This window comes from Autumnicola psychrophila, from assembly GCF_031846645.1.
In the GTDB taxonomy this organism is placed as follows: Bacteria; Bacteroidota; Bacteroidia; order Flavobacteriales; family Flavobacteriaceae; genus Autumnicola; species Autumnicola psychrophila.
Genome location: NZ_JAVRHN010000001.1, coordinates 209004 through 233301, shown reverse-complemented (window position 1 = coordinate 233301; position 24298 = coordinate 209004). Strand labels below are relative to the sequence as shown.

At 37.7% G+C, this 24298-nt stretch carries 26 protein-coding genes, 1 tRNA gene and 1 pseudogene; 15 read left to right on the top strand and 13 right to left on the bottom strand.

Annotation, left to right across the window (positions count from 1 at the left end):
• Positions 1–44: 44 nt before the first annotated feature.
• Positions 45–719, top strand: a complete 675-nt coding sequence (locus RM541_RS01050; RefSeq protein ID WP_311498374.1) for an NRDE family protein — start codon at positions 45–47, stop codon at positions 717–719.
• Positions 720–757: 38 nt separating this feature from the next.
• On the opposite strand, the pseudogene apaG (RM541_RS01045) reads toward RM541_RS01050, so the two are convergent.
• A pseudogene (gene apaG, locus RM541_RS01045) lies at positions 758–1069 on the bottom strand (Co2+/Mg2+ efflux protein ApaG); the annotation flags it as partial.
• Positions 1070–1319: 250 nt separating this feature from the next.
• On the opposite strand from apaG (RM541_RS01045), the gene RM541_RS01040 reads away from it, so the two are divergent.
• Genes RM541_RS01040 through RM541_RS01030 form a run of 3 tightly spaced genes read left to right on the top strand, consistent with a single transcriptional unit; the run spans position 1320 to position 4128 of the window.
• Positions 1320–3341: a PAS domain S-box protein gene (locus tag RM541_RS01040; RefSeq protein WP_311498373.1), complete on the top strand. Its 2022-nt coding sequence runs from the start codon at positions 1320–1322 to the stop codon at positions 3339–3341.
• Positions 3328–3726 (top strand): response regulator, encoded by a 399-nt coding sequence (locus RM541_RS01035; RefSeq protein ID WP_311498372.1) that lies wholly within the window; start codon positions 3328–3330, stop codon positions 3724–3726. The genes RM541_RS01040 and RM541_RS01035 overlap by 14 nt, the downstream gene beginning before the upstream one ends.
• 12 nt (positions 3727–3738) lie before the next feature.
• Positions 3739–4128, top strand: coding sequence for a response regulator (locus tag RM541_RS01030; RefSeq protein ID WP_311498371.1), 390 nt, complete (start codon positions 3739–3741; stop codon positions 4126–4128).
• Between the two features lie 368 nt (positions 4129–4496).
• Here RM541_RS01030 and apaG (RM541_RS01025) read toward each other — a convergent pair whose 3' ends face one another.
• From apaG (RM541_RS01025) to RM541_RS01015, 3 genes are read right to left on the bottom strand one after another with little or no spacing between them, the layout of a single operon-like run.
• Positions 4497–4883 carry a Co2+/Mg2+ efflux protein ApaG gene (gene apaG, locus RM541_RS01025; RefSeq protein ID WP_311495620.1) on the bottom strand — a complete coding sequence of 129 codons (387 nt, stop codon included), beginning with the start codon at positions 4881–4883 and terminating at the stop codon, positions 4497–4499.
• Between the two features lie 2 nt (positions 4884–4885).
• Positions 4886–5983: a DUF3667 domain-containing protein gene (locus RM541_RS01020; protein WP_311498370.1), complete on the bottom strand. Its 1098-nt coding sequence runs from the start codon at positions 5981–5983 to the stop codon at positions 4886–4888.
• A gap of 14 nt (positions 5984–5997) precedes the next feature.
• Complete coding sequence (locus RM541_RS01015; RefSeq protein WP_311498369.1) at positions 5998–7251, bottom strand: type IX secretion system plug protein; 1254 nt, start codon at positions 7249–7251, stop codon at positions 5998–6000.
• Positions 7252–7417: 166 nt separating this feature from the next.
• Between RM541_RS01015 and RM541_RS01010 the strand changes: the two genes are divergently transcribed.
• The 8 genes from RM541_RS01010 to RM541_RS00975 are packed head-to-tail and all read left to right on the top strand — an operon-like array spanning position 7418 to position 14808.
• Entirely contained in the window at positions 7418–8758 is a 1341-nt protein-coding gene (locus RM541_RS01010; protein WP_311498368.1) for a Na(+)-translocating NADH-quinone reductase subunit A, read from the top strand.
• 14 nt (positions 8759–8772) lie between these two features.
• Positions 8773–9969, top strand: a complete 1197-nt coding sequence (locus RM541_RS01005; RefSeq protein WP_311498367.1) for an NADH:ubiquinone reductase (Na(+)-transporting) subunit B — start codon at positions 8773–8775, stop codon at positions 9967–9969.
• A gap of 2 nt (positions 9970–9971) precedes the next feature.
• Positions 9972–10700 carry an NADH:ubiquinone reductase (Na(+)-transporting) subunit C gene (gene nqrC / locus RM541_RS01000; protein ID WP_311498366.1) on the top strand — a complete coding sequence of 243 codons (729 nt, stop codon included), beginning with the start codon at positions 9972–9974 and terminating at the stop codon, positions 10698–10700.
• Between the two features lie 2 nt (positions 10701–10702).
• Complete coding sequence (locus RM541_RS00995; protein WP_311495614.1) at positions 10703–11446, top strand: NADH:ubiquinone reductase (Na(+)-transporting) subunit D; 744 nt, start codon at positions 10703–10705, stop codon at positions 11444–11446.
• Positions 11447–11478: 32 nt separating this feature from the next.
• Positions 11479–12093 (top strand): NADH:ubiquinone reductase (Na(+)-transporting) subunit E, encoded by a 615-nt coding sequence (gene nqrE, locus RM541_RS00990; RefSeq protein ID WP_311495613.1) that lies wholly within the window; start codon positions 11479–11481, stop codon positions 12091–12093.
• A gap of 16 nt (positions 12094–12109) precedes the next feature.
• Complete coding sequence (gene nqrF / locus RM541_RS00985; RefSeq protein ID WP_311495612.1) at positions 12110–13396, top strand: NADH:ubiquinone reductase (Na(+)-transporting) subunit F; 1287 nt, start codon at positions 12110–12112, stop codon at positions 13394–13396.
• A gap of 40 nt (positions 13397–13436) precedes the next feature.
• On the top strand, positions 13437–13793 hold the full coding sequence (locus RM541_RS00980; RefSeq protein WP_311495611.1) for a DUF8840 domain-containing protein: 357 nt from the start codon (positions 13437–13439) through the stop codon (positions 13791–13793).
• Positions 13729–14808, top strand: coding sequence for an FAD:protein FMN transferase (locus RM541_RS00975; protein WP_311498365.1), 1080 nt, complete (start codon positions 13729–13731; stop codon positions 14806–14808). The genes RM541_RS00980 and RM541_RS00975 overlap by 65 nt, the downstream gene beginning before the upstream one ends.
• 2 nt (positions 14809–14810) lie before the next feature.
• On the opposite strand, the gene RM541_RS00970 is transcribed toward RM541_RS00975, so the two are convergent.
• Genes RM541_RS00970 through gpmI form a run of 6 tightly spaced genes read right to left on the bottom strand, consistent with a single transcriptional unit; the run spans position 14811 to position 19560 of the window.
• Positions 14811–15575: a class I SAM-dependent methyltransferase gene (locus RM541_RS00970; RefSeq protein ID WP_311498364.1), complete on the bottom strand. Its 765-nt coding sequence runs from the start codon at positions 15573–15575 to the stop codon at positions 14811–14813.
• Positions 15576–15629: 54 nt separating this feature from the next.
• The gene (locus tag RM541_RS00965) at positions 15630–16193 is read right to left on the bottom strand and encodes an HNH endonuclease signature motif containing protein (protein ID WP_311498363.1); all 564 of its coding nucleotides are present in this window, start codon (positions 16191–16193) and stop codon (positions 15630–15632) included.
• Entirely contained in the window at positions 16190–16999 is an 810-nt protein-coding gene (map, locus tag RM541_RS00960) for a type I methionyl aminopeptidase (RefSeq protein WP_311498362.1), read from the bottom strand. The genes RM541_RS00965 and map overlap by 4 nt, the downstream gene beginning before the upstream one ends.
• Positions 16996–17412: a BT0820 family HAD-type phosphatase gene (locus RM541_RS00955; RefSeq protein WP_311498361.1), complete on the bottom strand. Its 417-nt coding sequence runs from the start codon at positions 17410–17412 to the stop codon at positions 16996–16998. Before RM541_RS00955 ends, map begins: the two co-directional genes overlap by 4 nt.
• Positions 17413–17449: 37 nt before the next feature.
• Positions 17450–18034 carry a thioredoxin family protein gene (locus tag RM541_RS00950; protein WP_311498360.1) on the bottom strand — a complete coding sequence of 195 codons (585 nt, stop codon included), beginning with the start codon at positions 18032–18034 and terminating at the stop codon, positions 17450–17452.
• A gap of 8 nt (positions 18035–18042) precedes the next feature.
• Positions 18043–19560, bottom strand: coding sequence for a 2,3-bisphosphoglycerate-independent phosphoglycerate mutase (gpmI, locus tag RM541_RS00945; protein ID WP_311498359.1), 1518 nt, complete (start codon positions 19558–19560; stop codon positions 18043–18045).
• A gap of 403 nt (positions 19561–19963) precedes the next feature.
• Between gpmI and RM541_RS00940 the strand changes: the two genes are divergently transcribed.
• Positions 19964–20704: a murein L,D-transpeptidase catalytic domain family protein gene (locus tag RM541_RS00940; protein ID WP_311498358.1), complete on the top strand. Its 741-nt coding sequence runs from the start codon at positions 19964–19966 to the stop codon at positions 20702–20704.
• Between the two features lie 61 nt (positions 20705–20765).
• Here RM541_RS00940 and RM541_RS00935 read toward each other — a convergent pair whose 3' ends face one another.
• The 3 genes from RM541_RS00935 to RM541_RS00925 all read right to left on the bottom strand — a co-directional run bounded on the left by RM541_RS00935 (position 20766) and on the right by RM541_RS00925 (position 23325).
• Positions 20766–22400 carry a L,D-transpeptidase family protein gene (locus tag RM541_RS00935; RefSeq protein WP_311498357.1) on the bottom strand — a complete coding sequence of 545 codons (1635 nt, stop codon included), beginning with the start codon at positions 22398–22400 and terminating at the stop codon, positions 20766–20768.
• An 82-nt stretch (positions 22401–22482) separates the two neighbouring features.
• Positions 22483–22770, bottom strand: a complete 288-nt coding sequence (locus tag RM541_RS00930) for a GNAT family N-acetyltransferase (protein ID WP_311498356.1) — start codon at positions 22768–22770, stop codon at positions 22483–22485.
• A 3-nt stretch (positions 22771–22773) separates the two neighbouring features.
• Complete coding sequence (locus RM541_RS00925) at positions 22774–23325, bottom strand: ClpP family protease (protein ID WP_311498355.1); 552 nt, start codon at positions 23323–23325, stop codon at positions 22774–22776.
• Positions 23326–23366: 41 nt separating this feature from the next.
• Here RM541_RS00925 and RM541_RS00920 point away from each other — a divergent pair, with 41 nt between their 5' ends.
• The gene (locus tag RM541_RS00920) at positions 23367–23819 is read left to right on the top strand and encodes a GNAT family N-acetyltransferase (protein WP_311498354.1); all 453 of its coding nucleotides are present in this window, start codon (positions 23367–23369) and stop codon (positions 23817–23819) included.
• Positions 23820–23867: 48 nt separating this feature from the next.
• Positions 23868–23940, top strand: a tRNA-Gly gene (locus RM541_RS00915).
• The last annotated feature ends 358 nt before the right edge of the window (positions 23941–24298 follow it).

Sequence of the window (24298 nt, the reverse complement as noted above, 5' to 3'; positions counted from 1 at the left end):
GCTTAACTTTTTATGTAGTTTTGAAAAATGAAAATTAAAGAAAAATGTGCACGGTTACTCTTGTTGCTAATCCTGAAATAACCAGTGGTTTTATTTTGACCTCAAACAGGGATGAGGTCGTGAAAAGAGAAACCCTCGCTCCCGATTGGGAAATTTATGAAGATGTTAAGCTGTTTTTTCCGAAAGATGCTGTTGCCGGTGGAACCTGGATTGGATTAAGTGAAAGGAAAAGGTCAGTATGTCTTATAAATGGCGGTTTTCGTACTCACATCAGGAAAGAATCGTACCGCAAAAGCAGGGGAGTAGTGGTCAAAGATTTTCTTGCTGCTGAAGATGTAGAATCTACTATTAAAAATAACAATTTTGAAGGTATTGAGCCTTTTACGATGATTATTACAGACTGGAATGAGAAATTGAAGTTTCTGGAATTTGTGTGGGATGGAAATCATAAACATTTCAGGGATTTGCCGTTGACAGCCCATATCTGGTCCTCTTCGCCGCTTTATTCTGAAGAAATGAAAGCTTTAAGGCAGCAGTGGTTTTCTAAAATTCAAGATAATGGAGATTTAAGCGCAGAAAAGCTGCTGAAGTGGCATCACACCGCCGGGATTGGTGATAAAAACGTAGATCTTATAATGGATAGAGGTTTTCTGAAGACGCAGAGCATCACACAGGTCGAAATTGCCATTTTAAGGCACGCTTCTGGTACGAAGATTTAAGTGAATCACTAATAACCGAAAAGGAAGTAGATTTTCAATTAATTTAAGGCAAAAGGAGCGCTTAGCTTGAATATGGGAATTTTTACTCTAAAATTTCGGGTAGAAGTGAAATTTACCATGTTGTAATGTCCGCTCATGGCTCCAAAAGGGCCATTAAGGAGGCATCCGCTTTGGTAAGAATGGCTTTCTCCGGGTTTCAAGATAGGTTTTTCACCAATTACTCCTTCACCCTGCACAATTTCGGTTTTATTTAAAGCATCCTTAATTTTCCAGAAACGGGAAGTGAGCTGGACAGAATCATTGCTTTGATTTTCAATAGTAATACGATAACCAAAAGCAAAAGCTGACTTTTACGAGTTGGCTTTTTTTGTTCTAAAAGGTGATACCCCAAGGCTGGTCTCTTTAATAAATACTATAAAGTTTGGAAACGTTTATTATTAAGATGCTCTGCGGGTATGCCTCGTTATATAGAGTAGCTTTATTATTCTTTCGGGTAAGGGATCAAGAATAATTTAAAAAGTCCAGAGTACGATTTTAACTCGAACTTAAACTTGTTCAAAATAAAATTTGATGGTATTTTACAATCCAAATCCTTTTGAAATGATAAAGCCTAGTATTCCGGTAAACGATCTGGAGCGTGTTCATGAAGTCTATAAATATGATCCCAATAATACGTTAGAGGAATCAGATCTGGACTTTCTAAGTGCTATGGCAGCCGAAATTTGCAATACTAACACTGCACTTATTACGCTTATTGCGAGGGATAAACAATGGATTAAATCTTCTTATGGAATAGAGCTGGAAGTACGGGAGTTCCCCAGGGAGTTCACCTTTTGCGCACATACTATAAATAATCCCAATAAAGTTACTGTTGTTCCCGATGCGAGTAAGGATGATCGTTTTAAAAATAATCCTTTTGTGACTGGTGAAGAGCCGGTTATCTTTTACGCGGGAGTTCCTTTAGTAAACAGCAATGGTTATGCACTGGGTACAATTTGTGCTATAGATAGTAAGTCGAAAAATTTGAGCAAAGATCAAGAGGGAAAATTACAGATGCTCAGCAGGCAAGTCATGAAATTGCTTGAATTGCGTAGGAAATCCCGCACTCTTGAGGATGCTAATAGAAGCCTAAATACTATTAATAACCGTTTTCGATATGTTACAGAGGGAACAGAAACAGGTATTTTCGAATGGGATACCCGTAGCGATGAAGTTAGCTTCAATAAGGAGTGGTGGAAGATAACAGGATATTCCGATAGTACCGAGGAAAAAAAATTGAATTTTTGGAAAAATCTGGTTCACCATGATGACCTTGAAAATTTTTACAATCACCTTGCGCAGCATTTTGAAAGCAGGAAACGGTTCAAATTTCAATTTAGATTAAAACATTTAAAAGGTCATTACATCTGGATTAACATAAAGGGTCGTTTTTTTTCACATAAAGATCTTGAAAAGCCTGCCCGTATGTACGGGATTTTACAAGAAATTACCGAAAATAAGAAGAAAGAATATGAAATATTTTATAGAAAAAAGCTTTTAGATGCTCTTTATGAGTTATCTCCTATAGGCCTGGCGCTTAATGATTTTGAAACTGGAGCCTTCCTCGAGGTAAATAATAAACTGTTGGAGCCTACAGGTTATTCCAGGGAAGAATTCTTAGATCTTAGCTATTGGGACGTGACTCCTAAAGATTACGAGGTGAAAGAGAGCGAGCAAATCAGCTCCCTCAATCAAGTAGGCTTCTATGGCCCTTACGAAAAAGAATACATAAAGAAGAACGGGGAGCGGTATCCTGTTCTCTTAAATGGAATTTTAGTAAAAGATATTGACGGGAATAAAAGGATCTGGAGTTTTGTAGAAGACATTTCTGAACGTAAACAGGATGAGCAGATAAAAGCTAACTGGCTTAAACGTATTGAAGAGCTTTTAAGTGTGACGAATGGACAAAATGAAAGGCTGAAAAATTTTGCCCATATTGTTTCTCATAACCTTAGATCGCATTCCAGCGCAATAGGTTTATTAGTAGGCTTTTTAGAAAATGAGCATGTCTTACTTAAAGAAAATGAAACTTTTACGCATCTTCAAAACGCTTCTCTAAATTTGGAAGGAACAATCAGGGATTTGAATGAAATTGTTGAAATAAATTTATCAGAAGGTACGAATGTCACCACGATCAGCGTAGAGGCGGTAGTAAAAAAGACCATTGAAAGTGTTCATGCTCTGGCTAAAACAAATAAGACTTCAATAATTATTGATCTTGAACCAGATTTAAAAGTGGTGGGAGTAAGGCCTTACCTGGAGAGTATTATTCTTAATTTCCTGACGAATGGTATAAAATACAGTTCCTTGGACCGTAAGAGTTTTGTGAAAATTACCGGGAAGAAAGTTGGTAAATTTACGGTGCTCACTTTTAAGGACAACGGTCTTGGAATTGACCTGGAGCGTCACAAGGATCGCCTCTTTAAAATGTACAAGACATTTCATAAACATGAAGATGCCCGTGGAATTGGTCTGTTCATCACTAAAAATCAAATAGAAGCTATGAATGGTTCTGTAGAGGTGGAAAGTGAAGTAAACAAAGGAACCATTTTTAAAGTATTTCTGCCTGATGAAAAAAATTAATCTTGCCTGCATAGTAGACGATGATCCCATACAGGTATTTCTTTGTGAAAATTACCTTAAAATGAGCGGATTAATAGAGAATATTATGATTCTTCGGGATGGTAAAGAAGCTTATGAGAAATTTAAAGCTATCTTTTTATCGGGTCAGTCTTTGCCTGAAGTTGTACTGCTGGATTTAAATATGCCTATTTGGGACGGGTGGCAATTTTTGGATGAATTCACCACAATTCCTGTTGATAAAAAAATCACGATTTTTATTCTTACCAGTAGTATTGATAAAAGAGATATGGAGCGTGCTAAGAAGTATAAAGAGGTAAGTAATTACATCGTCAAGCCGGTGACAATGAAAACCCTGAAAAGGCTTCTTGAAGAAGTGGTAAATTAAAACAAAGTTTACATGGGATTTGATAAAATATTAATGATTGATGATGAAACGTTTATAAATGCTATCCAAACGGCTTCTGTAAAAGAGTATTTTCCAGATACCGAAATGATGAAATTTGATTTCCCTGAAGAAGCTATTCGTATTATTAAGGAAAAAAATGAAAATAATGAAAAATTGTTGATCTTCCTGGACCTGAACATGCCTGTAATGTCTGCATTGGATGTGCTTGATGAAATTGATAAAATAAACTTCAATCAACCTCCTGTTATTTTTATACTTACTTTTTCCAAAGATCCGACAGAGAGGGCAGCAGCAGCAAAGCATCCTTATGTGAAGGCACTTCTCATGAAGCCAATTAATAAGGAAAAAGTAAAGGGTATTCTAGACTTACTGGAAATGTAAGGATTAATTAGTTTCACCTTCATTTATGTTAGTACATCTTTAATTTCGTAAGCTTAACAGTCGTTTTTCGATTTCCCCACGAGTAAAGATTACTTGATCTCTATTCTTTAGTTGAAATTCAGTGGCTGTAACCCGGAAACTTCCCGAATAACTAATAGAATTTCGGGACAAAGAAGAGCTCAATGTGGAAAGTACCTACAACTTTTTAAGCTACAATTTACTGCAAAGAAATAGGATAATAGAAAAATTTTTTGAGTCATCAGAATTTTTCTGAGTCTATGCAGGTCGAAAATTGCCATTTTAAGGCACGCTTCTGGTACAAAGATTTAAGTGAATCACTAATAACCGAAAAGGAAGTAGATTTCCAATTAATTTAAGGCAAAAGGAGCGCTTAGCTTGAATATAGGAATTTTTACTCTAAAATTTCGGGTAGAAGTGAAATTTACCATGTTGTAATGTCCGCTCATGGCTCCAAAAGGGCCATTAAGGAGGCATCCGCTTTGGTAAGAATGGCTTTCTCCGGGTTTTAAGATAGGTTTTTCACCAATTACTCCTTCACCCTGCACAATTTCGGTTTTATTTAAAGCATCCTTAATTTTCCAGAAACGGGAAGTGAGCTGCACAGAATCATTGCTTTGATTTTCAATAGTAATACGATAACCAAAGGCAAAACGCATTTTGTACTCCTTAAAGAATACTCCTTCGAAGTCTGTTTCAACCGAAATTTTTATACCACGTGTTACCTGTTGGGTCATATCTAATAGATAGCAAAAGATGCAAGCAAAGCTAATCCTGTTGTTACTAACGCTAAAATAAAGAATATTGTAGTTAGCAATACGAACTTTAGAACGGTTTTAACACGTCCCTGGTTATAAAATTTTCTTAAAGCTTTGTAGAGGTAGATAACAAAAGTGATTCCGGCAATAGTGGTTCCCCAGTCTCCGGAAATTAAATAATCGAAAAATAATGCAAGGGAATATAAGACGAAAAAGGTGGTTTGTACATGAAAAGCAAAAATAAGATGCTCCATATAGTTAAAAGGTCTTCGTATATAAAGCAGCCAGATAAAAAGGGCAAATATCGGCAGGTAGAAGAAAATTATAAAAGGTAACTTATTAATAAAATAAGTGATAAAAACCTGTGGATTGTCCGTTAATAGGTTCCAGTCTACAGCTTTTTTGTAAAGCCACTGATTGTAATTTGAATGAACGTAATTAAGGCTGTCCATTGCTCTTGTAGCATTAGCAATATTTGTTTCTTTATAGAATTCTGAAAAAATATTGAACTTTTTTGAACTGGAGTTATTCAGACTCATCGTGTCGAGTACTTCCTGTGAAACGTAAACTTCTTTATAAGATGGTGCTCTTTGTAAGGCTACGGCAAGAGAATCTGTATTTAGCTTTTGATCTTTTAAACCAGGAATTTTTCTGAAGTTTTCATTAATCTTATTAAGACTGTCCTGCGGCACACGTGCCAGCTCTTCCTGTAGATCTGTTTTGTTATTATTAAAATCCATGTCTTCCAGGGAGCTTGTAAAACTCATAATCAGGAAGAAAATAATAGAAGCACTCAGGTAAAACCGGAAAGGATTGGCGTAGCGTACTCTTTTGCCCTGGATGTAATCCTTGGAAATTTTACCGGGCTGAAAAAGCAAGGCCTTCAGTGTGCGTTGGAATCTTGAGTCGTAGGCAAATATTCCGGAGAAAAATTCAGAAAAGAAATCGTCGAAGTTTAGTTTTTTCGTGCTATTTAGTTGTCCGCAGTTAGAACAGTAAACATCACTAAGGTCCAGAGGTTGACTGCAGTTAAGGCATTCTTCACCGCGATACTTCCGCAGAGCACGATTATTTTTCATGTATTGCTAAAAAATTAGTTGCTGATATTTACTGAATTTGCAGTGCCCAGGCCTATAACCCGGTCGTATCGTGCCCCGGGCATCCGGTAATAAACAATTACCTGATATTCATTTTCTGTTTCATCAAAATTTCCGCTAATAAATCCTTCATTTAAAATCCCATTGGGTTCAAGTAGAACATACTTATAATTGTAAAAACCCTGCTTAAACAAACGCACTCCTTCATACAAACCTGTTTCTTCATTAAAACTAAGCCTTGTAGTCTCATCTAAAACGAAATTATTAAATTTTCCGTAGAGATGTATTTCACCATCGTCCAGCGCGTCATAATTTTTTAGCTGAAAATGTACCCAAACGTATTCCGCTTCGATATCTGAATTGTTTCCCCTGAGATTTCTAATAACAAAACCTCCGTTAATGTCTGGATTAAAGGTGTAGGGTTCACCAGCCCTTGTAAAATCCGGAAATAAATAATGGTGATATAGTTCGTTAACTTCAACAAAATTAATGTCGGCTGTGGTTGCTCTTAATTCTTTATTATCAAACTGAATATATTCATTACCGCCCCAAAAAGAAGTTTCCTCATCATATTTGTATACCAGTTCATTTCCTATGGTGTATTGCGGAGGTACATTTTTAATGGCTGTTTTTAGATTTTGATTTTGGAGAATTAGTACTTTTACATTCTGCTCCGGATTCTTGAGCAGCAGATCTGGAGAATTGATGCTAAAGTTAACCACCTGCTTTTGATCAATAAATTTTATGTTTCTGGACCTTTTAATGGCGACTTCCACCTGCGCAATAGGCTGGTACACTATAAACTTCCTGGAGAAAACCAGTTCCCTTTCAGCGCTAAAAATTTTGATCATGTAGTTTCCGGTAACCTTAAAATTCCCGGTGTCACTGTTAGGGATTTGTAATTCGTAATGAGAGAAAGGCTGAAGGGTGTTCAGAGAATTTTGATAATTAAAAATCCTAATATCGTCAAAACCTTCCAGATACTCAGATTTGGTAAGTTGTGATAAGGTCCAGTCGTAATTATAATGTTCTATTATATAATAGTAATCTGCCTCATCCCCAATTATATCGTCAAAACTGAGGTGGAGTTCTTCTCCCAGCTGCAAAATAGGATTACCACTCTGGATGCCATTGCTGCCGCTTAAACGGATACTTCGAATGTAGTTTGGCGGGAGGATTTCCAGCGCTTCCTGGGAATACAAATAGCAGTTAAGGCCAAAAAAAAGGTATAGAATAAGAAAAATTTTCATGGTTTAAATATAAAGACAAATTTGCAACTGATGATCAGGAAGTTTTTCGGCATCTTTTTTAACAGTTACTCGCGGTAAAAATCTTTTATTTGTTGGGAAAAGTGAGGTTAAAATTCCTAAATTTGCACCACTTAAAAACAAAATTTTTTAACATACACCCCATCCTATGTCAAAAGACATTCGAATTAAAAGAGGTTTATCTCTTAAATTAGTAGGAGAGGCGGAAAAGGAACTTTTAGAGGCTCCAAGGTCGAAGACCTACGCTATTAAGCCACCAGATTTTCACACAGTTGTACCAAAAACGGTTGTAAAAGAAGGGGCTAAACTTCTAGCTGGTGACGAAATTTTCTTCTCGAAGTATACCGGCGAAGTTCGCTTTACCAGTCCGGTTAGTGGTACCATCAAAGAAATTAAACGTGGTGCTAAACGGAAGATTATGGAGGTCATCATAGAAGCAGATTCACAGGATTCTTATAGGGAGTTCGGTAAGATGGATGCTTCTTCAGCTAGTGCCGACGATGTGAGAGAGAGAATTCTTGGAAGCGGTTGCGGCGCCTTTATTAATCAGAGACCTTATGATATAATCGCTGATCCTAAGGATACACCAAAAGCTGTGTTTATTTCAGCAGTTTCTACTGCTCCTTTAGCTGCCGACAAAGGCTTTATAATTAAAGACAAGGTGGCTGCTTTTCAGGAAGGTGTCAATGCGCTTGCGAAATTAACAAACGGTGTTGTTCATCTTTCGGTAGATGAGAGCTCTGCTGCTTATCTCAAAGATATAAAAGGTGTTGAATTGCATCATGTAAAAGGTCCTCATCCCGCCGGTAATGTGGGTGTTCAAATCCATAAAATAGATCCTATAAACATAGGTGAAAGGGTGTGGACGGTTTCTCCAGAGGATGTTGCTATAATAGGAAACGTTTTTCTTACAGGAAGATATATTGCAGACCGTACTATAGCTGTTACCGGGAGTGAAGCTGAAAACAGGAAGTACTTCAAAACCAAAATCGGGGCTAATGTTGCCGACCTTATTGGAGAGGTTCCTGATGGTGTCAGGATTATTTCCGGAGACGTACTCACAGGTCAAAAGCTGTCAAATCATCAATACATTGGTTTTTATGATAATGAAGTTACCTTGATTCCTGAAGGTAACAATTACAGGATGTTTGGATGGCTTCCATTTACTTATAATAGTATCCATTCCAATTCCCGTACATCCCTTTCGTGGTTAAGTAGTAAGAAATTTGAGCCTACCACCAATTTAAACGGAGAAGAGCGTGCGCTGGTAGTTACCGGTGAAATGGAAAAAGTTCTTCCTATGGATATTTTTCCTATGCAGTTAGTGAAAGCCTGTCTTGCAGGTGATATTGAAAAAATGGAAACGCTTGGGATATACGAAGTCGCTCCTGAAGATTTCGCTCTTGTGGAATATGTTAATACTTCCAAAATTGAGATTCAGGAAGTTATTCGTTTAGGGTTAGATTTAATGATTACGGAAGTAGGATAAAAAGAATTTCAACTATGGAATGGATTAGACAGAGATTAGATAAGATTAAAGAACCATTTGCAAAAGGTCGTAAATATGAGAAGTTTGCTCCTGCAATTAATGCGCTGGACACTTTTCTTTTTACACCTAATCACACTACTCAAAAAGGGGCTCATATAAGGGATGCTGTAGACTTAAAGAGGATAATGATCACAGTGGTGCTGGCACTTATTCCTGCATTAATTTTCGGAATGTGGAATACAGGTTACCAGCATTATTATCAACTGGTAGAGGCAGGTGTGATCGCGGACTTCACCTTCTGGGAAGCTTTGGGTCATGGTGCTTTAAAAGTTCTACCTATGGTGGCTGTATCTTACGGTGTAGGACTGGGAATTGAATTTGCTTTTGCAGTTTTTAGAGGCCACGAAGTTAACGAGGGTTATCTGGTTACGGGACTTTTAATACCAATGATCATGCCTGTGGATATTCCGCTTTGGATGGTTGCATTGTCTGTTATTTTTGCAGTTTTGATTGGGAAAGAAGCGTTTGGTGGGACAGGGATGAATATTCTTAATCCCGCACTTACAGCGAGAGCATTTGCATTCTTTGCTTATCCCACATATATGTCTGGTAACGAAGTTTGGGTTAGTGATGCTTATACAATAGATGCTATTTCAGGAGAAACTATTCTTGGGACACTTGCGGCAGGTGAAGAGGTTGCTTATAATGCAATGAGTATGTTTACCGGTGTGATCCCAGGTTCTATTGCAGAGACTTCTACGCTCTGTATCCTGGCCGGAGCTTTGCTTCTTGTGTTGACGAAAGTGGGAAGCTGGAGGATTATCCTCAGTGCTTTTATAGGAGCTGCAATAATGGGAATAATATTTAATGCCTTGCCTGCTATGGGACTGGAAGGAAATGAACTGACTAACTTTCCATGGTATCAACATCTTATTGTAGGTGGACTTGCCTTCGGAATTGTTTTTATGGCGACAGATCCGGTTTCTGGTGCGCAAACTCTGAAAGGGATGTGGATTTACGGATTCCTGATTGGTTTTCTCTCCATCATGATACGGGTGTTCAACCCTGCTTATCCTGAAGGGGTGATGTTGGGGATTTTATTGATGAACGTTTTTGCTCCTACAATAGACCACTATGTAATTCAATCTAATGTGAAGCGACGAAAGAAAAGAATAAATACTACTAACGCTCAAGTTGAAACAGCAGTTTAGTTATGGAAGAAAAATCAGTAAATAAAACGAATAGTAACGGCTATACCTTTCTTTTTGCTATAATAATGGTATTGGTTGTGGCATCGGTTCTGGCCTTTACTGCCACCTCGTTACAGCCTACGCAATACGAAAATGTGCGCCAGGAAAAAATGCAAAGTATCCTTAACACCATTGGTGTGGAAACAGACCGCGCCGGAGCCGAGGAATTGTATAACCAGTATATTACAGAAACCGTCGCGCTACAGCCGGATGGTTCCATAGATGAAGGGGTGGATGCTTTTGCCGTAGATCTTGCTAAAGAGATTAAAAAAGACGGATCAGAGCAGGTTTTTCCGCTTTATATTGCAAATTATGAAGGAGAGAAGTATTACATCATACCTTTAAGAGGGAATGGATTGTGGAATGCAATTTTTGGGTACATCTCATTACAGGATGATATAAATACTATAAAAGGTGCAACTTTTGATCACCTTGGGGAAACTCCGGGATTAGGAGCTCAAATTACCAAAGCCTGGTTTAGGGAAAGCTTCGCAGGAAAGAAAATTTATAATGAAGCGGGAATGCTAGAAGGAGTTTCGGTAGTAAAAGGAGGTGCTTCTACAGATCATGAGGTAGATGCTATCTCAGGTGCGACAATTACAGGAGATGGGGTTTCTGATATGATTTCCGAAAGGTTAGAGCACTATTTACCATTTTTCGAAGAGCAGAGAGACATTAATATTACAGAGTAATTATGGCTAAAGACAATAACCTTACTTCCGAAGAGAAGGAAGCGAAAAAACAAGAAATGATCTTATTCCTGTCAGATTCTGAGGAGAAAGAAAGTTTCTTGTCTAAAAACAACAGAAAATTATTAACCGATCCTCTGGATGATGATAATCCAATTACCGTACAGGTACTTGGTATATGTTCAGCATTGGCGATTACGGTGCAATTGGAGCCGGCGGTGGTTATGGCTATTGCAGTAATGGCAGTAATGGCATTTAGTAACATCATAATATCGATGCTGCGTAATATGATTCCCAGCCGGATCAGGATTATTGTTCAGCTGGTAGTTGTGGCATCTCTTGTGGCGCTTGTAGACCAGGTCTTACGTGCATATGCCTATGATGTTAGTAAACAATTATCCGTATTTATCGGTTTAATTATTACAAACTGTATTGTAATGGGACGTCTCGAGGCGTTTGCACTTGGAAACGGAGTTTATAAATCTTTTCTTGATGGTATTGGTAACGCTGCTGGATATGGATTAATTCTTATTATTGTTGCTTTCTTCAGGGAGTTGCTTGGTTCTGGGAAACTCTTTGGATACGAAATTCTGGGACACCAGGGAACAAGTGCGGCAGATTCCACAGGGCTTTATGCAATGGGTTATGAGAATAATGGATTGATGTTGCTTTCACCTATGGCTTTAATTGTTGTGGGGCTTATAATCTGGGTTCAGAGAGCACGTAACCGTAAACTTATTGAAGAGTAAAATCAGAGCGCTAGAGCTTAAAGAAAGATATTATGGAATATGTAAATTTATTTGTACGAAGTATTTTCATAGAAAATATGATTTTCGCCTACTTCCTTGGGATGTGTTCCTATCTGGCAGTATCGAAAACGGTAAAAACAGCTGTTGGATTAGGTGCAGCGGTAATTTTTGTTTTAACTATTACAGTGCCTATTAACTACTTACTTGATAATTACCTGCTTCAGGCTGGAGCTTTAAAATGGCTTGGAGATGATTTTATAAGTGTAGACCTAAGTTTCCTTAGTTTTATTATGTTTATCGCGGTAATCGCATCTATGGTTCAGCTTGTGGAGATGATAGTTGAGAAATTCGCTCCGGCATTATATGGTGCTTTAGGTATTTTCCTTCCGCTAATTGCTGTAAACTGTGCAATTTTGGGAGGAGCTCTTTTTATGCAGCAAAAAGAATTTAGCTACGTAACAGAGGCAATAACGTATGGCTTCGGAAGTGGAATTGGTTGGTTTTTGGCAATCCTTGCTATCGCTGCTATTCGTGAGAAAATTGCCTATTCAAACGTACCTGCACCGCTTAAAGGCCTCGGGATTACATTTATTATTACGGGATTAATGGCTATAGGCTTTATGAGCTTTATGGGAATTAAATTATAATCGCAAAACAAGGACAATGACAGTTATAATCGCAAGTGTAGTTGTATTTTTAGTATTAATACTTTTACTGGTTTCCGTTTTATTGGGCGCTAAGGCCAAATTAATGCCTTCCGGTCCTGTTAGTATTAATGTAAATAATGAAAAGGACATAGAAGTAGGCTCAGGTGGTACGCTGCTGTCTACTTTGGGAGAAAGTAAACTGTTCCTTCCTTCTGCCTGTGGTGGTGGCGGAACCTGTATCCAGTGTAAATGTATTGTCAAAGAAGGGGGCGGGGCGATTCTTCCTACTGAAGAACCCCACTTTACCAGGAAAGAAATTGCCGACGGTTGGCGGCTTGGTTGCCAGGTAAAGGTGAAGAACGACATGAAGATTACCATTCCTGAAGAAGTTTTCGGAATTAAAAAATGGGATGCTACAGTTGTAAGAAATTATAATGTTGCTTCTTTCATTAAGGAATTCGTTGTTGAAATTCCTGAAGTGATGGATTATAAAGCTGGTGGATATATTCAAATAGAAATTCCTAAGACGGAAGTGAAATTTGAAGATATGGATATTACAGCTCACCCTGAAGAACATGAAACTCCGGATAAGTTTAAAGATGAGTGGGATAAATTTAAATTATGGCCATTAGTCATGAAGAACCCGGAGACAGTGGAAAGAGCCTATTCAATGGCTTCTTACCCTGCTGAAGGACGTGAGATCATGCTAAACGTACGTATTGCCACGCCACCGTTTGATCGTGCAAAAGAAGGTTGGATGGATGTAAATCCCGGAGTTGCTTCTTCATATATTTTTAGTTTAAAGAAAGGTGACAAGGTTGTTATTTCAGGACCTTATGGTGAATTCTTTATTAATGAGAGTGAATCTGAAATGTTATATGTAGGTGGTGGAGCCGGAATGGCGCCAATGCGATCACATCTTTACCACCTTTTCAGAACATTAAAAACCGGTAGAAAAGTAACTTACTGGTATGGAGGTAGGTCTAAAAGAGAATTATTTTATACAGAACACTTTAGGGCATTAGAGCGAGATTTCCCTAATTTTAAATTCTACCTGGCGCTTTCTGAACCAGCTGAAGAAGATAACTGGAAAGTAAAAGAAAGTCTTGATGATGAAGGAGATGGCTTTGTAGGATTTATTCACCAGGTGGTAATCGATAATTATTTGTCACACCACGAAGAACCGGAAGAAATTGAGTTATACTTCTGTGGTCCTCCATTAATGAACAAAGCTGTTCAGAAAATGGGTGAAGACTTCGGAATGCCACCAGAGAATATTAGATTTGATGACTTTGGAGGTTAAAATATAATCCCGCTTCGGCGGGATTTTTTTATCTTTAGCTATGCCTAAATTAAATGAACAGGAATTACATAACCTGGCAATGAATATTGTGGGAAAAGATCTTGAGGATAATGGATATGATTTTCTCGGGGTGAATTCTAAGCTTAAGAGAAATCCGCAGTTTGTAGCGCTTAAAAATACTAAGTTACATTTTGTAATTGTCCGTGCCATACAATATCCCGATGATCCGAAAAACTTTGATCGGATCTTTATGGAGACTATCAAAGAACATGCACTCAAATTTAATGCGCGCACCTTCTATGCAGGCGTAGGATTGGCAAATTCAGCAGATTATGAAAAACCTATTACCAGTGAAGAAGATTATGTTGTTAATTATCAAGGATGGCAGGAAGTCTAGTATTATAAAAAGAAGCTTTCTTTTTCTGTTCCTTATTGTTGGCTTTGTTAGTTGTTCTGAAGATCATCCCGAAATGTATACTGCTTCAGGAGCTGCACTCGGGACAACATTTCATATTTCCTTTTTTTCAGATGAAGAGCTCTATGTAGAGACTTCTCTCGATTCCATTTTTCGGGTTATAAATAAATCCATGAGTACGTATCAGGAGGATTCTGATATTTCACGAATTAATGATGGGGTGACTTCAATTGTTGTAGATAGCAATTTTGTGGAAGTGTTTAATTCTTCAAAAAAAATATTTAGAGAAAGTAAAGGCTATTTCGATCCAACTGTCGGGCTTCTTGTGAATGCATATGGTTTTGGCCCGGAAGGTTATTTAGAGGATCTTCAGGACAGCGAAATTGATTCCATCATGCAATATGTTGGCTTTAATAAACTAAAGCTTACACCGGGCCACAGGATCGAAAAAGAACATCCCGAAGTTTATCTGGATTTTAATGCAATTGCCAAAGGCTATGCTATAGATGTTATTGCTCTTTATTTCGATAATAAGAATATTGATAACTATCTTATTGAATTGGGTGGTGAACTGGTAGCAAAAGGTCGTAATATCGAGAGCAACAACCCCTGGAGGGTTGCAATAGATGATCCTGGGCAGGAAAAGGGAGAGCGTACTTTTCAGACCGTTTTGGCACTGGAAAATCGTGCTCTGGCAACTTCGGGTAATTATAGGAAGTTTAGGGAAGATACGCTTACAGGTGAGGCTTATGTGCATACTATAAACCCTTTAACAGGAAAGGCTCAGCAGAGTAATTTGCTCAGTGCCTCTGTCCTGGCAGAAAATTGTACGCTTGCAGATGGTTACGCCACTGCTTTTATGGCACTTGGATTGGAAAAGTCACAAGAGATGCTGGAGAGAATAGAAGGTGTGGATGTATATTTTATTTATGCTGAAAATAATAATGAAATGGCTGTCTATGCTTCTGAGGGTTTCAAAGAACAACTTCAGAAGTGAGATCATTTGGTGCACACTGGGATAATCTCTCCCTTAGCAAGTCGATATTTGTCAATTTCAGAAGGTGACAGATTTGCGGTCATATCTACTTCTTCAACTTTGAACCCGATATTTCTTAATTTGTCAAAATAATCCCTTCCGTAGATTCTAACATGATCATATTGGCCAAAAATACGTGCCCGCTCTTTTCGGTCAGTAATAGAATCGTCTTCAAAGGTATTTTTTCGATTTAAATCCTGCGGAATTTGTAGAATAGCGGTTCCGCCGGGCTTTAAAACTCTGTAAAGCTCCTTCATGGCCTGTGTATCGTCTGGAATATGCTCCAAAACGTGATTACAGAAGATAAAATCATAAGCATTATCATCAAAAGGCAAATTATTGATATCTGCTTTTACATCAGCCAGTGGAGAATTTAAATCTGTAGTGGTATAGTCGATATTTGCCAATTTTCGGAAGCGGCTGTAAAAAGCCTGCTCCGGGGCGAAGTGAAGTACTTTTAAGTCTTCAGTAAAAAATGACGTTTTTCGCTCCAAATATATCCAAAGGAGCCGGTGACGCTCTAAAGATAGCGTAGAGGGAGAAAGAACGTTTTCTCTCTGCTTGCCGTAACCATAAGGCAAAAACTTAGAAAAACTCCTGCCGTCTATAGGATCTGTATAGCGGGTGCCGCGTAGAGCAGTTCTTAATGCCGGACGAATTAAATAACTGAAACGAATAAGAAGAGGACGTGGAATGGTGTTGAGGAAGAACTTAAAAACTCTTTTCATTCACTTTGGAAGTTAAGATTTTAGCTGAAGGTTGCTTTTTTTGAAGACAGATTTCTATACTTCAATGTCTCCCCAGTTTTCTCCGGATTTGATTCTGTACAACTGCATTTCTGAAACGCCGAATTGCTTGGCGAGAACTTTGATCCTGGTCTTTCTATCCGGATCAAGCAATTTCTTTTTAAGGATAACCGCCTGCGCATAAGAAAGCTTGGAGTATGAGACTACTTTACGTAGCTTTCTCTTGTGCTTGTTTTCTTTGACTTTAGGACTATTGTATTGATGTTGCACCCACTCTTCTTTTGTTGCCCAGGCCAGATTTTCTGCCCTGTTGTCGTCCTTTTCAAAATTCTTGTGGATTACGTACTTGTCGTCCTCATTTTTCTTCAGAAAAAGTTCGGCGACCATTCTATGAATGTAATAGGTTTTATGCTTTCCGGTTTTGAGCTTCACGGCAAAATTAAGATATCCACCAACCCGGCCACCTTTCATTAATTCTCCTTCCGGATTTTTCAGAAAGCTAACAATCCTTCCAAAGTTGGAAAGCCGGTAAACAAATCTTTCCTGCCATTCTTCTTTGTGCAGGTCTAACCATTTCTCGTTCCTATAGTTCTTGATCATATCTTTGATCTAAATTCGTCTTCTTCTGTACTTTCTATACCTAAAGCTTCATAAATATATTTAAAAGTAGAAAGCAATTCCGGTCTCCCGTCCAATAGAGCAACATCATGTTCAAAATGTGCGCTTGGTTTATCGTCTGCCGTCAATATCGTCCAGCCATCCGGTAATTGTTTGATTCTTTTAGTACCAAGATTTATCATTGGCTCAATTGCCACAACCATACCTTCTACAAATTTCTTTCCCTTCCCGCGTTTGCCATAGTTTGGCATTTCTGGATCTTCGTGCATCTTCTTTCCAAGGCCGTGGCCTACCAATTCCCGCACTACACCATAACCGTGATTTTCAGTGTAATTTTGAATAGCAAAAGCAACATCACCCACACGATTTCCGATTTTAAACTCCCGAATACCTTCATAAAGAGATTCTTTGGTAACCTGAAGCAATTTCTTAGTCTCTGGAGCAACTTCTCCCACTTCAAAAGTGTAAGCATGGTCTCCATAGAAACCATTTTTCAACGCTCCACAATCAATAGAAATAATATCTCCGTCCTGTAGCGGAGTTTCATTAGGAATACCATGTACTACCTGCGCATTAGGACTCATACAAAGAGAATTCGGAAAGTCGTACATTCCCAGGAAACCGGGTTCTGCTCCATGATCACGAATAAATTCTTCCGCTATTTTGTCCAGTTGTAAAGTGGTGACTCCCGGTTTAATTTCCGGGGCAAGTATTCCAAGAGTTTTAGAAACAATAAGCGCGCTTTCACGCATTAATTCAATCTCTTCTCTTGTTTTAGGTATTATCATGACTTGTTTTTCAGCCGGTCAAAAAGACCAGGTTTTTTCTTTTTTTCCTTTGTTTTCGTAGGTTTCTTAGTAGATAATTTCTGGTAAATTTCTCCCCATCCAATCATACCACCCAAATTACGATCATCTATAAAAATATCTGCAAGTATTTTTCTGCTAATCTTATTATCAAATTCTTCTTCCGGATAGCTCTTATTTACTGCATAAAATTCGATACCCCTTGATTTACAGAAATCTACAGCCTCATCAAGTTTATCTCCATATCGATAGGTCCATAAAATAAGCCGGTGGCCTTCCTCCTGAAACTTTTTAAGGGTTTCAAAAGCAAACAACATAGGTTTTCCTATTTCCGGATACCGGTTCTCGACAATTGTTCCGTCAAAATCTACCGCAATTATTAATGATTGTAACATGAAAATTTCAATAAGTCCTAACCCAGATTATCTGAATTTATTGTGCGTAAGGATGATTATATTCCTCACCACTAACAATTTTTGCAATATCTTCTTCTATACTCTCCTGCGGATACTCTACAAACCTGTTAACCTCTTTTCCGTCTTTATAAAAAATAATGGTAGGTACCATTTCAACATTTAAACCTTCCTGGATATTTCCGGGATTTTTTTTATTCGTGTCTACAGCGATGGTAGTTAACTTTTCTACGTTGTAGTTAGCCATATCTAATATCTTGAAAAACTTTGGAGTTTCTCTTTTACTGTCTCTGCACCAGGTTACCATTACAAGAGTTATTTCATAATCTGAAATATTCTCTTTTATGATTTGCATTGCCTTTTCCTTCGGATCATAATCTGAGTAGCCAGATTCAAACCAGCTCAAAAAAGGTTCTTTCTCAAGTTCCTCTCTTTGGAATTCTCCCAACAACATATCCTTCTGATAAACTCCGGTGGGAGGTTCTCTGTGGGGACCTAGAGAGAAAGATGGTGTATTCTCTGATGATTTTTCATTTTTAGCAACAGAATGACTGCTTCCGCAACTAAAAAAAATGACTATAATAACACCGAGAAATTTATTCATTATAATTTTTAAATAAGGGAATCCTGAGTCATTAAATCTGGTTTCTCTATTCCCATTAACTTCAAAATCGTGGGTGCAATGTTTCCTAAATTACCGCTCTTTATCGATTTGATGTCTTTGTCCAGAAGAACCAAAGGAACGGGGTTTGTGGTATGCGCAGTATTTGGACTGCCATCTGGATTTATCATAGTCTCACTATTTCCGTGATCTGCAATAACCAATACAGAATAGCCATTTTCCAAGGCGGTTTCAGCCACATCTTTGGCACAGGAATCAACAGTTTCAACGGCTTTAACCGCGGCATCAAAGACACCTGTGTGACCTACCATATCGGGGTTCGCAAAGTTAAGGCATATAAAATCTGCCGATTCACTTTTAAGCTCAGGAATTATTTTATCCCGAATTTCGTAAGCACTCATTTCTGGTTGAAGATCATAAGTAGCTACTTTGGGAGAGTTGCACATAATCCTGCTTTCTCCTCTAAATGGCTTTTCCCGACCTCCTGAAAAGAAAAATGTTACATGAGGATATTTTTCTGTCTCTGCAATTCTAATCTGTTTCTTGCCAGTGTATTCCAGTACTTCACCCAGTGTAGTGCTGATATTGTCCTTTTTAAAGACCACGTTTACATTAGTGAAATTGTCGTCATATTTAGTAAGGGTAACATAATAAAGCGGAAGCTTTTTCATGTTGTACTCAGGAAAATCCTTTTGCGTTAGGGCTTCTGTAAGCTGGCGTCCCCGGTCTGTTCTAAAATTAAAGAAAATAACTACTTCTTTTTCTTTAAGAGTGGCTACAGGATTTCCTGCAGCATCTGTCATTAGAATAGGCTCTATAAATTCGTCACTAATATCATTATTATAGCTTTTCTGAAGAGCTTCAACCGCATTTGTCGTTTTCATGCCTTTACCTTCAGTAATAAGATCATAAGCTTTCTTAACCCTTTCCCACCTGTTATCACGGTCCATTGCAAAATAACGGCCAATGACCGATGCAAGTTTGGCGTTTGTCTTTGTCAGATGCTCCTCCAGATCACTTAAGAAATCTTTTCCGGAGTGAGGATCTACATCACGTCCATCAGTAAATGCGTGTACATATTTATCTTTAACCCCAAATTCTTCTGCTGCAGTCAACAAACCTTTTAAATGGTTGATATGGGAGTGAACTCCTCCGTCACTTAGCAGTCCCATAAAATGGATTGGCTTGTTATTTTTTATAGCATAATTGAAAGCCTGTTCAAGGACAGGTTCCTGAATAAGAGAATTATTTTCTACAGCCATGTTGATTTTTACCAGATCCTGGTAAACAATGCGACCTGCACCCAAGTTCATATGTCCTACTTCGCTGTTGCCCATTTGCCCTTCTGGAAGTCCAACATTTAGCCCATCTGTCCTGAGTTGAGCATTTGGATACTTCTTTAGAATGGAATCTACGAATGGTGTTTTTGCTTTTGCGATTGCCGATACTTCCGAATCCTGGGTTATACCCCAGCCATCCAGAATCATTAGTAAGACTTTTTTATCCATCTTGTATTTTAGATTTAATTTCAAATATAAAAAACAATATTTTCGCCTGCTAAATAAGGCGCAAAAATGTTTTCCTAAATCTCAATATATCTTATTCCTTTTAGAAATCAGATCCGGAAAATTACTTCGCTCAAGAGAAATCTGAAATAGGAAACTCTGATTCTTCAAAATTTGTTTATTCAAATTTTAACTTTTTCTATAAAGATCTGAATACTAAAGAACCTGTTTCGAAGTTATTTTTACAACTCGCTAAAGCTGCTAATTGCTTTAATACTAAATAAATAGGCTAAAAGTGTTAAAGTTTGGGATTTAAACCTTATCAAAAGCAAATAAGGAGATTATTTTGTATGTTGGCATAGCGTTTGGAATATATTAACAGTACTTTAAAAATCGAGATTAAAATATGACGTATAGAATTTTGACTGTGATGGCGGTAATGGTGTTTTCTTTTGCTTTTAAGAGCACGGAAAATCTAAATGAAAATGAAAAAAATAATACGATAAATGAACTTGTGGTTACTGAAGCTTTAAGTTTTAAAGAGGAAGTAGCAATTACCTATGAAAATTTTTCGAAAAATAATCTCAACCTTCCAACTCTCGATGTTTTTGAGAAGGGGATGAAGGGGTACTACAAACTTAAAGAAGAAGGTGCAGTAACCAAAAAAATACTGACTATAGTAGATTTTAATCTATCTTCCAGTAAAAAAAGAATGTGGATTCTGGATATGGAGAATAAAGAAGTGCTATTCCACACGTATACCTCACATGGAAAAAACACCGGAGGTGAATTCGCAAAAAAATTCTCTAATACTTTAAACTCCCTTCAAAGTTCACTTGGTTTTTATGTTACCGGAGAAACATATTATGGTAGAAACGGACTTTCTTTATTTATCGACGGAAAGGAAAAAGGATTTAACAGCAATGCCAGAAAGCGTTATGTGGTAATTCACGGTGCAGATTATGCAACTCCCAATTTTATAAAAAAACATGGAAGACTGGGCAGAAGTTATGGTTGTCCTGCGGTTCCTAATTCTTTGGCTAAGGAACTTATAAATACTATAAAAGGGGAATCTGTGGTTTACATTCATAAGAATTCTTCAGATTACCTAAAAAAGTCTTCTTACCTTAATTATCCTACAGCCTAGTAAAACAGAAACAGAATAAAAAAAAATCCCGTCGAAAGTGGGATTTTTTTTTATCAAGGCTCTACTCGTTAAGTAAATCGTAGATTTTTTTATCGGTTCCGTAAATATCTGCAGTAAAACGTGCTTCTCCGTTTTCCCGCCATGCGGTCCAGTATAAATGATGAACTTTTACCTTCTGAGTTACCTCAATCTGCTTCGTTTTACCCGAAGCGATGATTTCATCTATTCTTTCAGGAGAGTATTCTGACCTGTTCTTTAAAAGATACTTAGATAATTCAATAGCATCCTGCACCCTTACGCAGCCTGAGCTTTCTGCTCTGGAATTTCTTTCGAATAAAGCTTTGGAAGGAGTGTCGTGAAGATAAATCAAATATTTGTTAGGATAAATTATTTTAACCTGTCCCAAAGGGTTGGAACTTCCTGCTTTCTGCCGGTATGTATAATTCATTCCTTCGCCAGAACCAAAGTTAATGGTAGATGGGTCTACCTCATTTCCATTGGCATCATAAACAGTTAAATTTCTGTTTTTTAAATAGGAAATATTACTGGCTGCCCCGGGAATAACATCTTTTTTCTTAATGGTAGGAGGGATAGTCCAGGTGGGATTATATACCACGTATTGAATTTCATCAGAAAAGACAGGAGTTTTTCGTGCCTGGGTGCCAACCATTACTTTGTGAGTAGAAATTGTGTCTTTATTCTTTACAACCGTGAGCTTGTAATTAGGAATATTTACGAGGATGTAATGATCTCCAAAATCCCTTGGAAACCATCGCCAACGTTCCATATTTGCCAAAATTTGATGATAACGGTCTTTACTGCCTTTATTAAGACTGGAAATAGTGCCGGGACCAATAACGCCGTCTACATGAATTCCATATTGAAGTTGAAATTCTTTTATAGTTTCCTGTATCTCTTTATTATTTTTGTTTGCTAGAGAGTCGTACTTTATAGAAAAACCGAGTTCTTCCAGGCGCTTTGCGATAGCTGGAATTCTTGGGTCATTTTCATCTGGCTTTATAGTTCTTCCTGAGGTTATGGTCGCAATATTTTCTTCCTCAGTACTAAGTTTAGCGTATTCAGCAAGAGATTTTTTTAAACCAAGGTAAACCGGATGATCTGGTTTAATAGAATTCAAGGTTTTATCAATATCATCCTGATTTATGGCTTTGTCCAAAAGCCTCACCAGGTCCACATCATCCTTTTTAAGATCCCAGATTTCGAAAATTTTAATTGGATCCAGCTTTCCGTAATAGAGATGATGTGCAAGCTGAAGGAAATTATCTGTTAGCGAAATTTCAAGTCTGGATTTATCTTCCTGATTCAAATTCTCAAGGTTGGATAAGGACTCTTCAAAATACTTAATGTTGTAGTCTTCAGGATCCAGTCCCTCTTTGTCGATATTTTGAATATTTTCAAACAAACTTTCCCGCAGTTTAGGATTTACCCAAACCGGCTCAAATTTCCGTTTACTGTAAAAGGCTGCAACTTCTTCTGAACGTTGCAGGAATAAATCTTTGGCAGCAATAGAATCCGCAAAAAACTCCGAAATGGTTTCAGAATCAGTTAAAATTCCTGTTGTTTCTGAATTGTTTGATGTTTCAATTCCTGATTGTTCCTTATTATCTCGACATGATGTGAAAATCAGCGTGAAAAATAAAAAAAAGCAAAAGATTTGAGCTTTCAATTTCAACATAGAAAGCAATATTTAAGATTTTGAGTTGATGCAGATCATGAGCACTAAAAAAGAAAAAGCCCTGAGAGCAGGGCTTTTTAGTCTATCGTGTGGCTCTTACATCTTCATAAGATTTATTTCTCTCAAATTGAACCTCTGCAAAGGGACAGAGGGGATCAATTTTCAAATTGTTCTCCCGGGCGTGTTCAACGCTCTTTTTTAAAAGTTCTGTAGCCAGACCCTGGCCTTCGAACTTTCGATCTACTTTAGTATGATCTATAAGGATTATATTATTGTCCTGTCTTTTATAGGTGAGTTCAGCAATAATACCTTTGTCACCCTCTATATAAAACATTCCGCGTGTCTCGCTTTCTTTATGTTTGATGTTCATAAGCTATTTTTTTAAAACTCCATCCACAATACCGTAATCTATAGATTCGTTGGCATCCATCCAATAGTCACGATTAAAATCTTTCATCACCCTGTCAAAGTCCTGACCACAGTTTTCCGCTAAAATTTTGGCACTTAACTCTTTTGTTTTTAAAATTTCTTTTGCCTGGATTTCAATATTGGAAGCCTGACCACGGGCACCACCGCTTGGTTGATGAATCATTACCTTGGCGTGAGGCTGTATAAATCTTCTTCCTTTTGTTCCTACAGAAAGTAAAATAGAGCCCATAGAAGCTGCGAGACCGGTACAGATTGTAGAAACAGGGCTGTTAAGGGATTGTATGGTATCATAAATCGCAAAACCGTCTGTCACATAACCACCTGGGCTATTTATAAAAAATTGTATTTCTTCGTCGCCGTCAAGATCAAGATACAACAACCGGTCAATGACATGTTTAGCAGTTTTGTCGTTCACCATTCCCCAAAGAAAAACTTTACGTTCTTTGAGAAATTTTGCATCTATTAAATCCTGTATTTTTCCGGTTTTATCTTTCATATTGCTTGTAAAAATTATCTAATCTAGTTAAGGCTAAAAATATGATTATTTTAGCAGAAAACTCCCGTATGGAACCTGCATTTAACAAGATTTTAAAAGAAGATATAGAAACCATAATTCCGTTCATTCAGAAGCTGTCGAAAGCTGAATTTTCTGATGAAATTCTTTTGGAGAGATTTACTGAAATGCTGGATCAGAATTATGAATGCTTCGGAATTTTTCACGATGGTAAGATAATTGGAGTTTTTGGACTCTGGTTTATGACGAGACATTACGCCGGAAGGAGTTGCGAGCCCGATCATATTTATATTTCTGAAGAAGTTCAGGGGAAAGGAATAGGGAAAAAATTATTCGAATTCATCTATGATTATGCTAGGGAAAAAGGCTGTGAAACTTCAGAATTAAATAGTTACGTCCAGAATTACCGTTCTCACAAGTTTTATATGAACGAAGGTTACGTGATTAAGGGATATCATTTTCTAAAAAAGCTCTAAATTTTTTTGGAAGTTGAAAAACTTAAAGATTATATTTGCAGTGCTATTGCGGGAGTAGCTCAGTTGGTAGAGCGTCAGCCTTCCAAGCTGAATGTCGCCGGTTCGAACCCGGTCTCCCGCTCAAAACGAACCCCTTCAGAAATGTTGGGGTTTTTTGTTGTCCCAACTTTTGCTGAAAAACCACCGGGTGAGAAGCTTGTCCTGAGTGAGCTTTGAAAAAAGCGAATCGAAGGGAACCCGGTCTCCCGCTCAAAACGAACCCCTTCAGAAATGTTGGGGGTTTTTGTTGTCCCAAATTTTGCTGAAAATTAATCGGTGAGAAGCCTGTCCTGAGTGAGCTTTAAAAAAAACGAATCGAAGGGAACCCGGTCTCCCGCTCAAAACGCACCCCTTCAGAAATGCTAGGGTTTTTTGTTGTTTATTTTTGCTCCATCGGGAGAGACTGAAACCTCAAGGGTTTGCCAGTTTTTTATGATGAT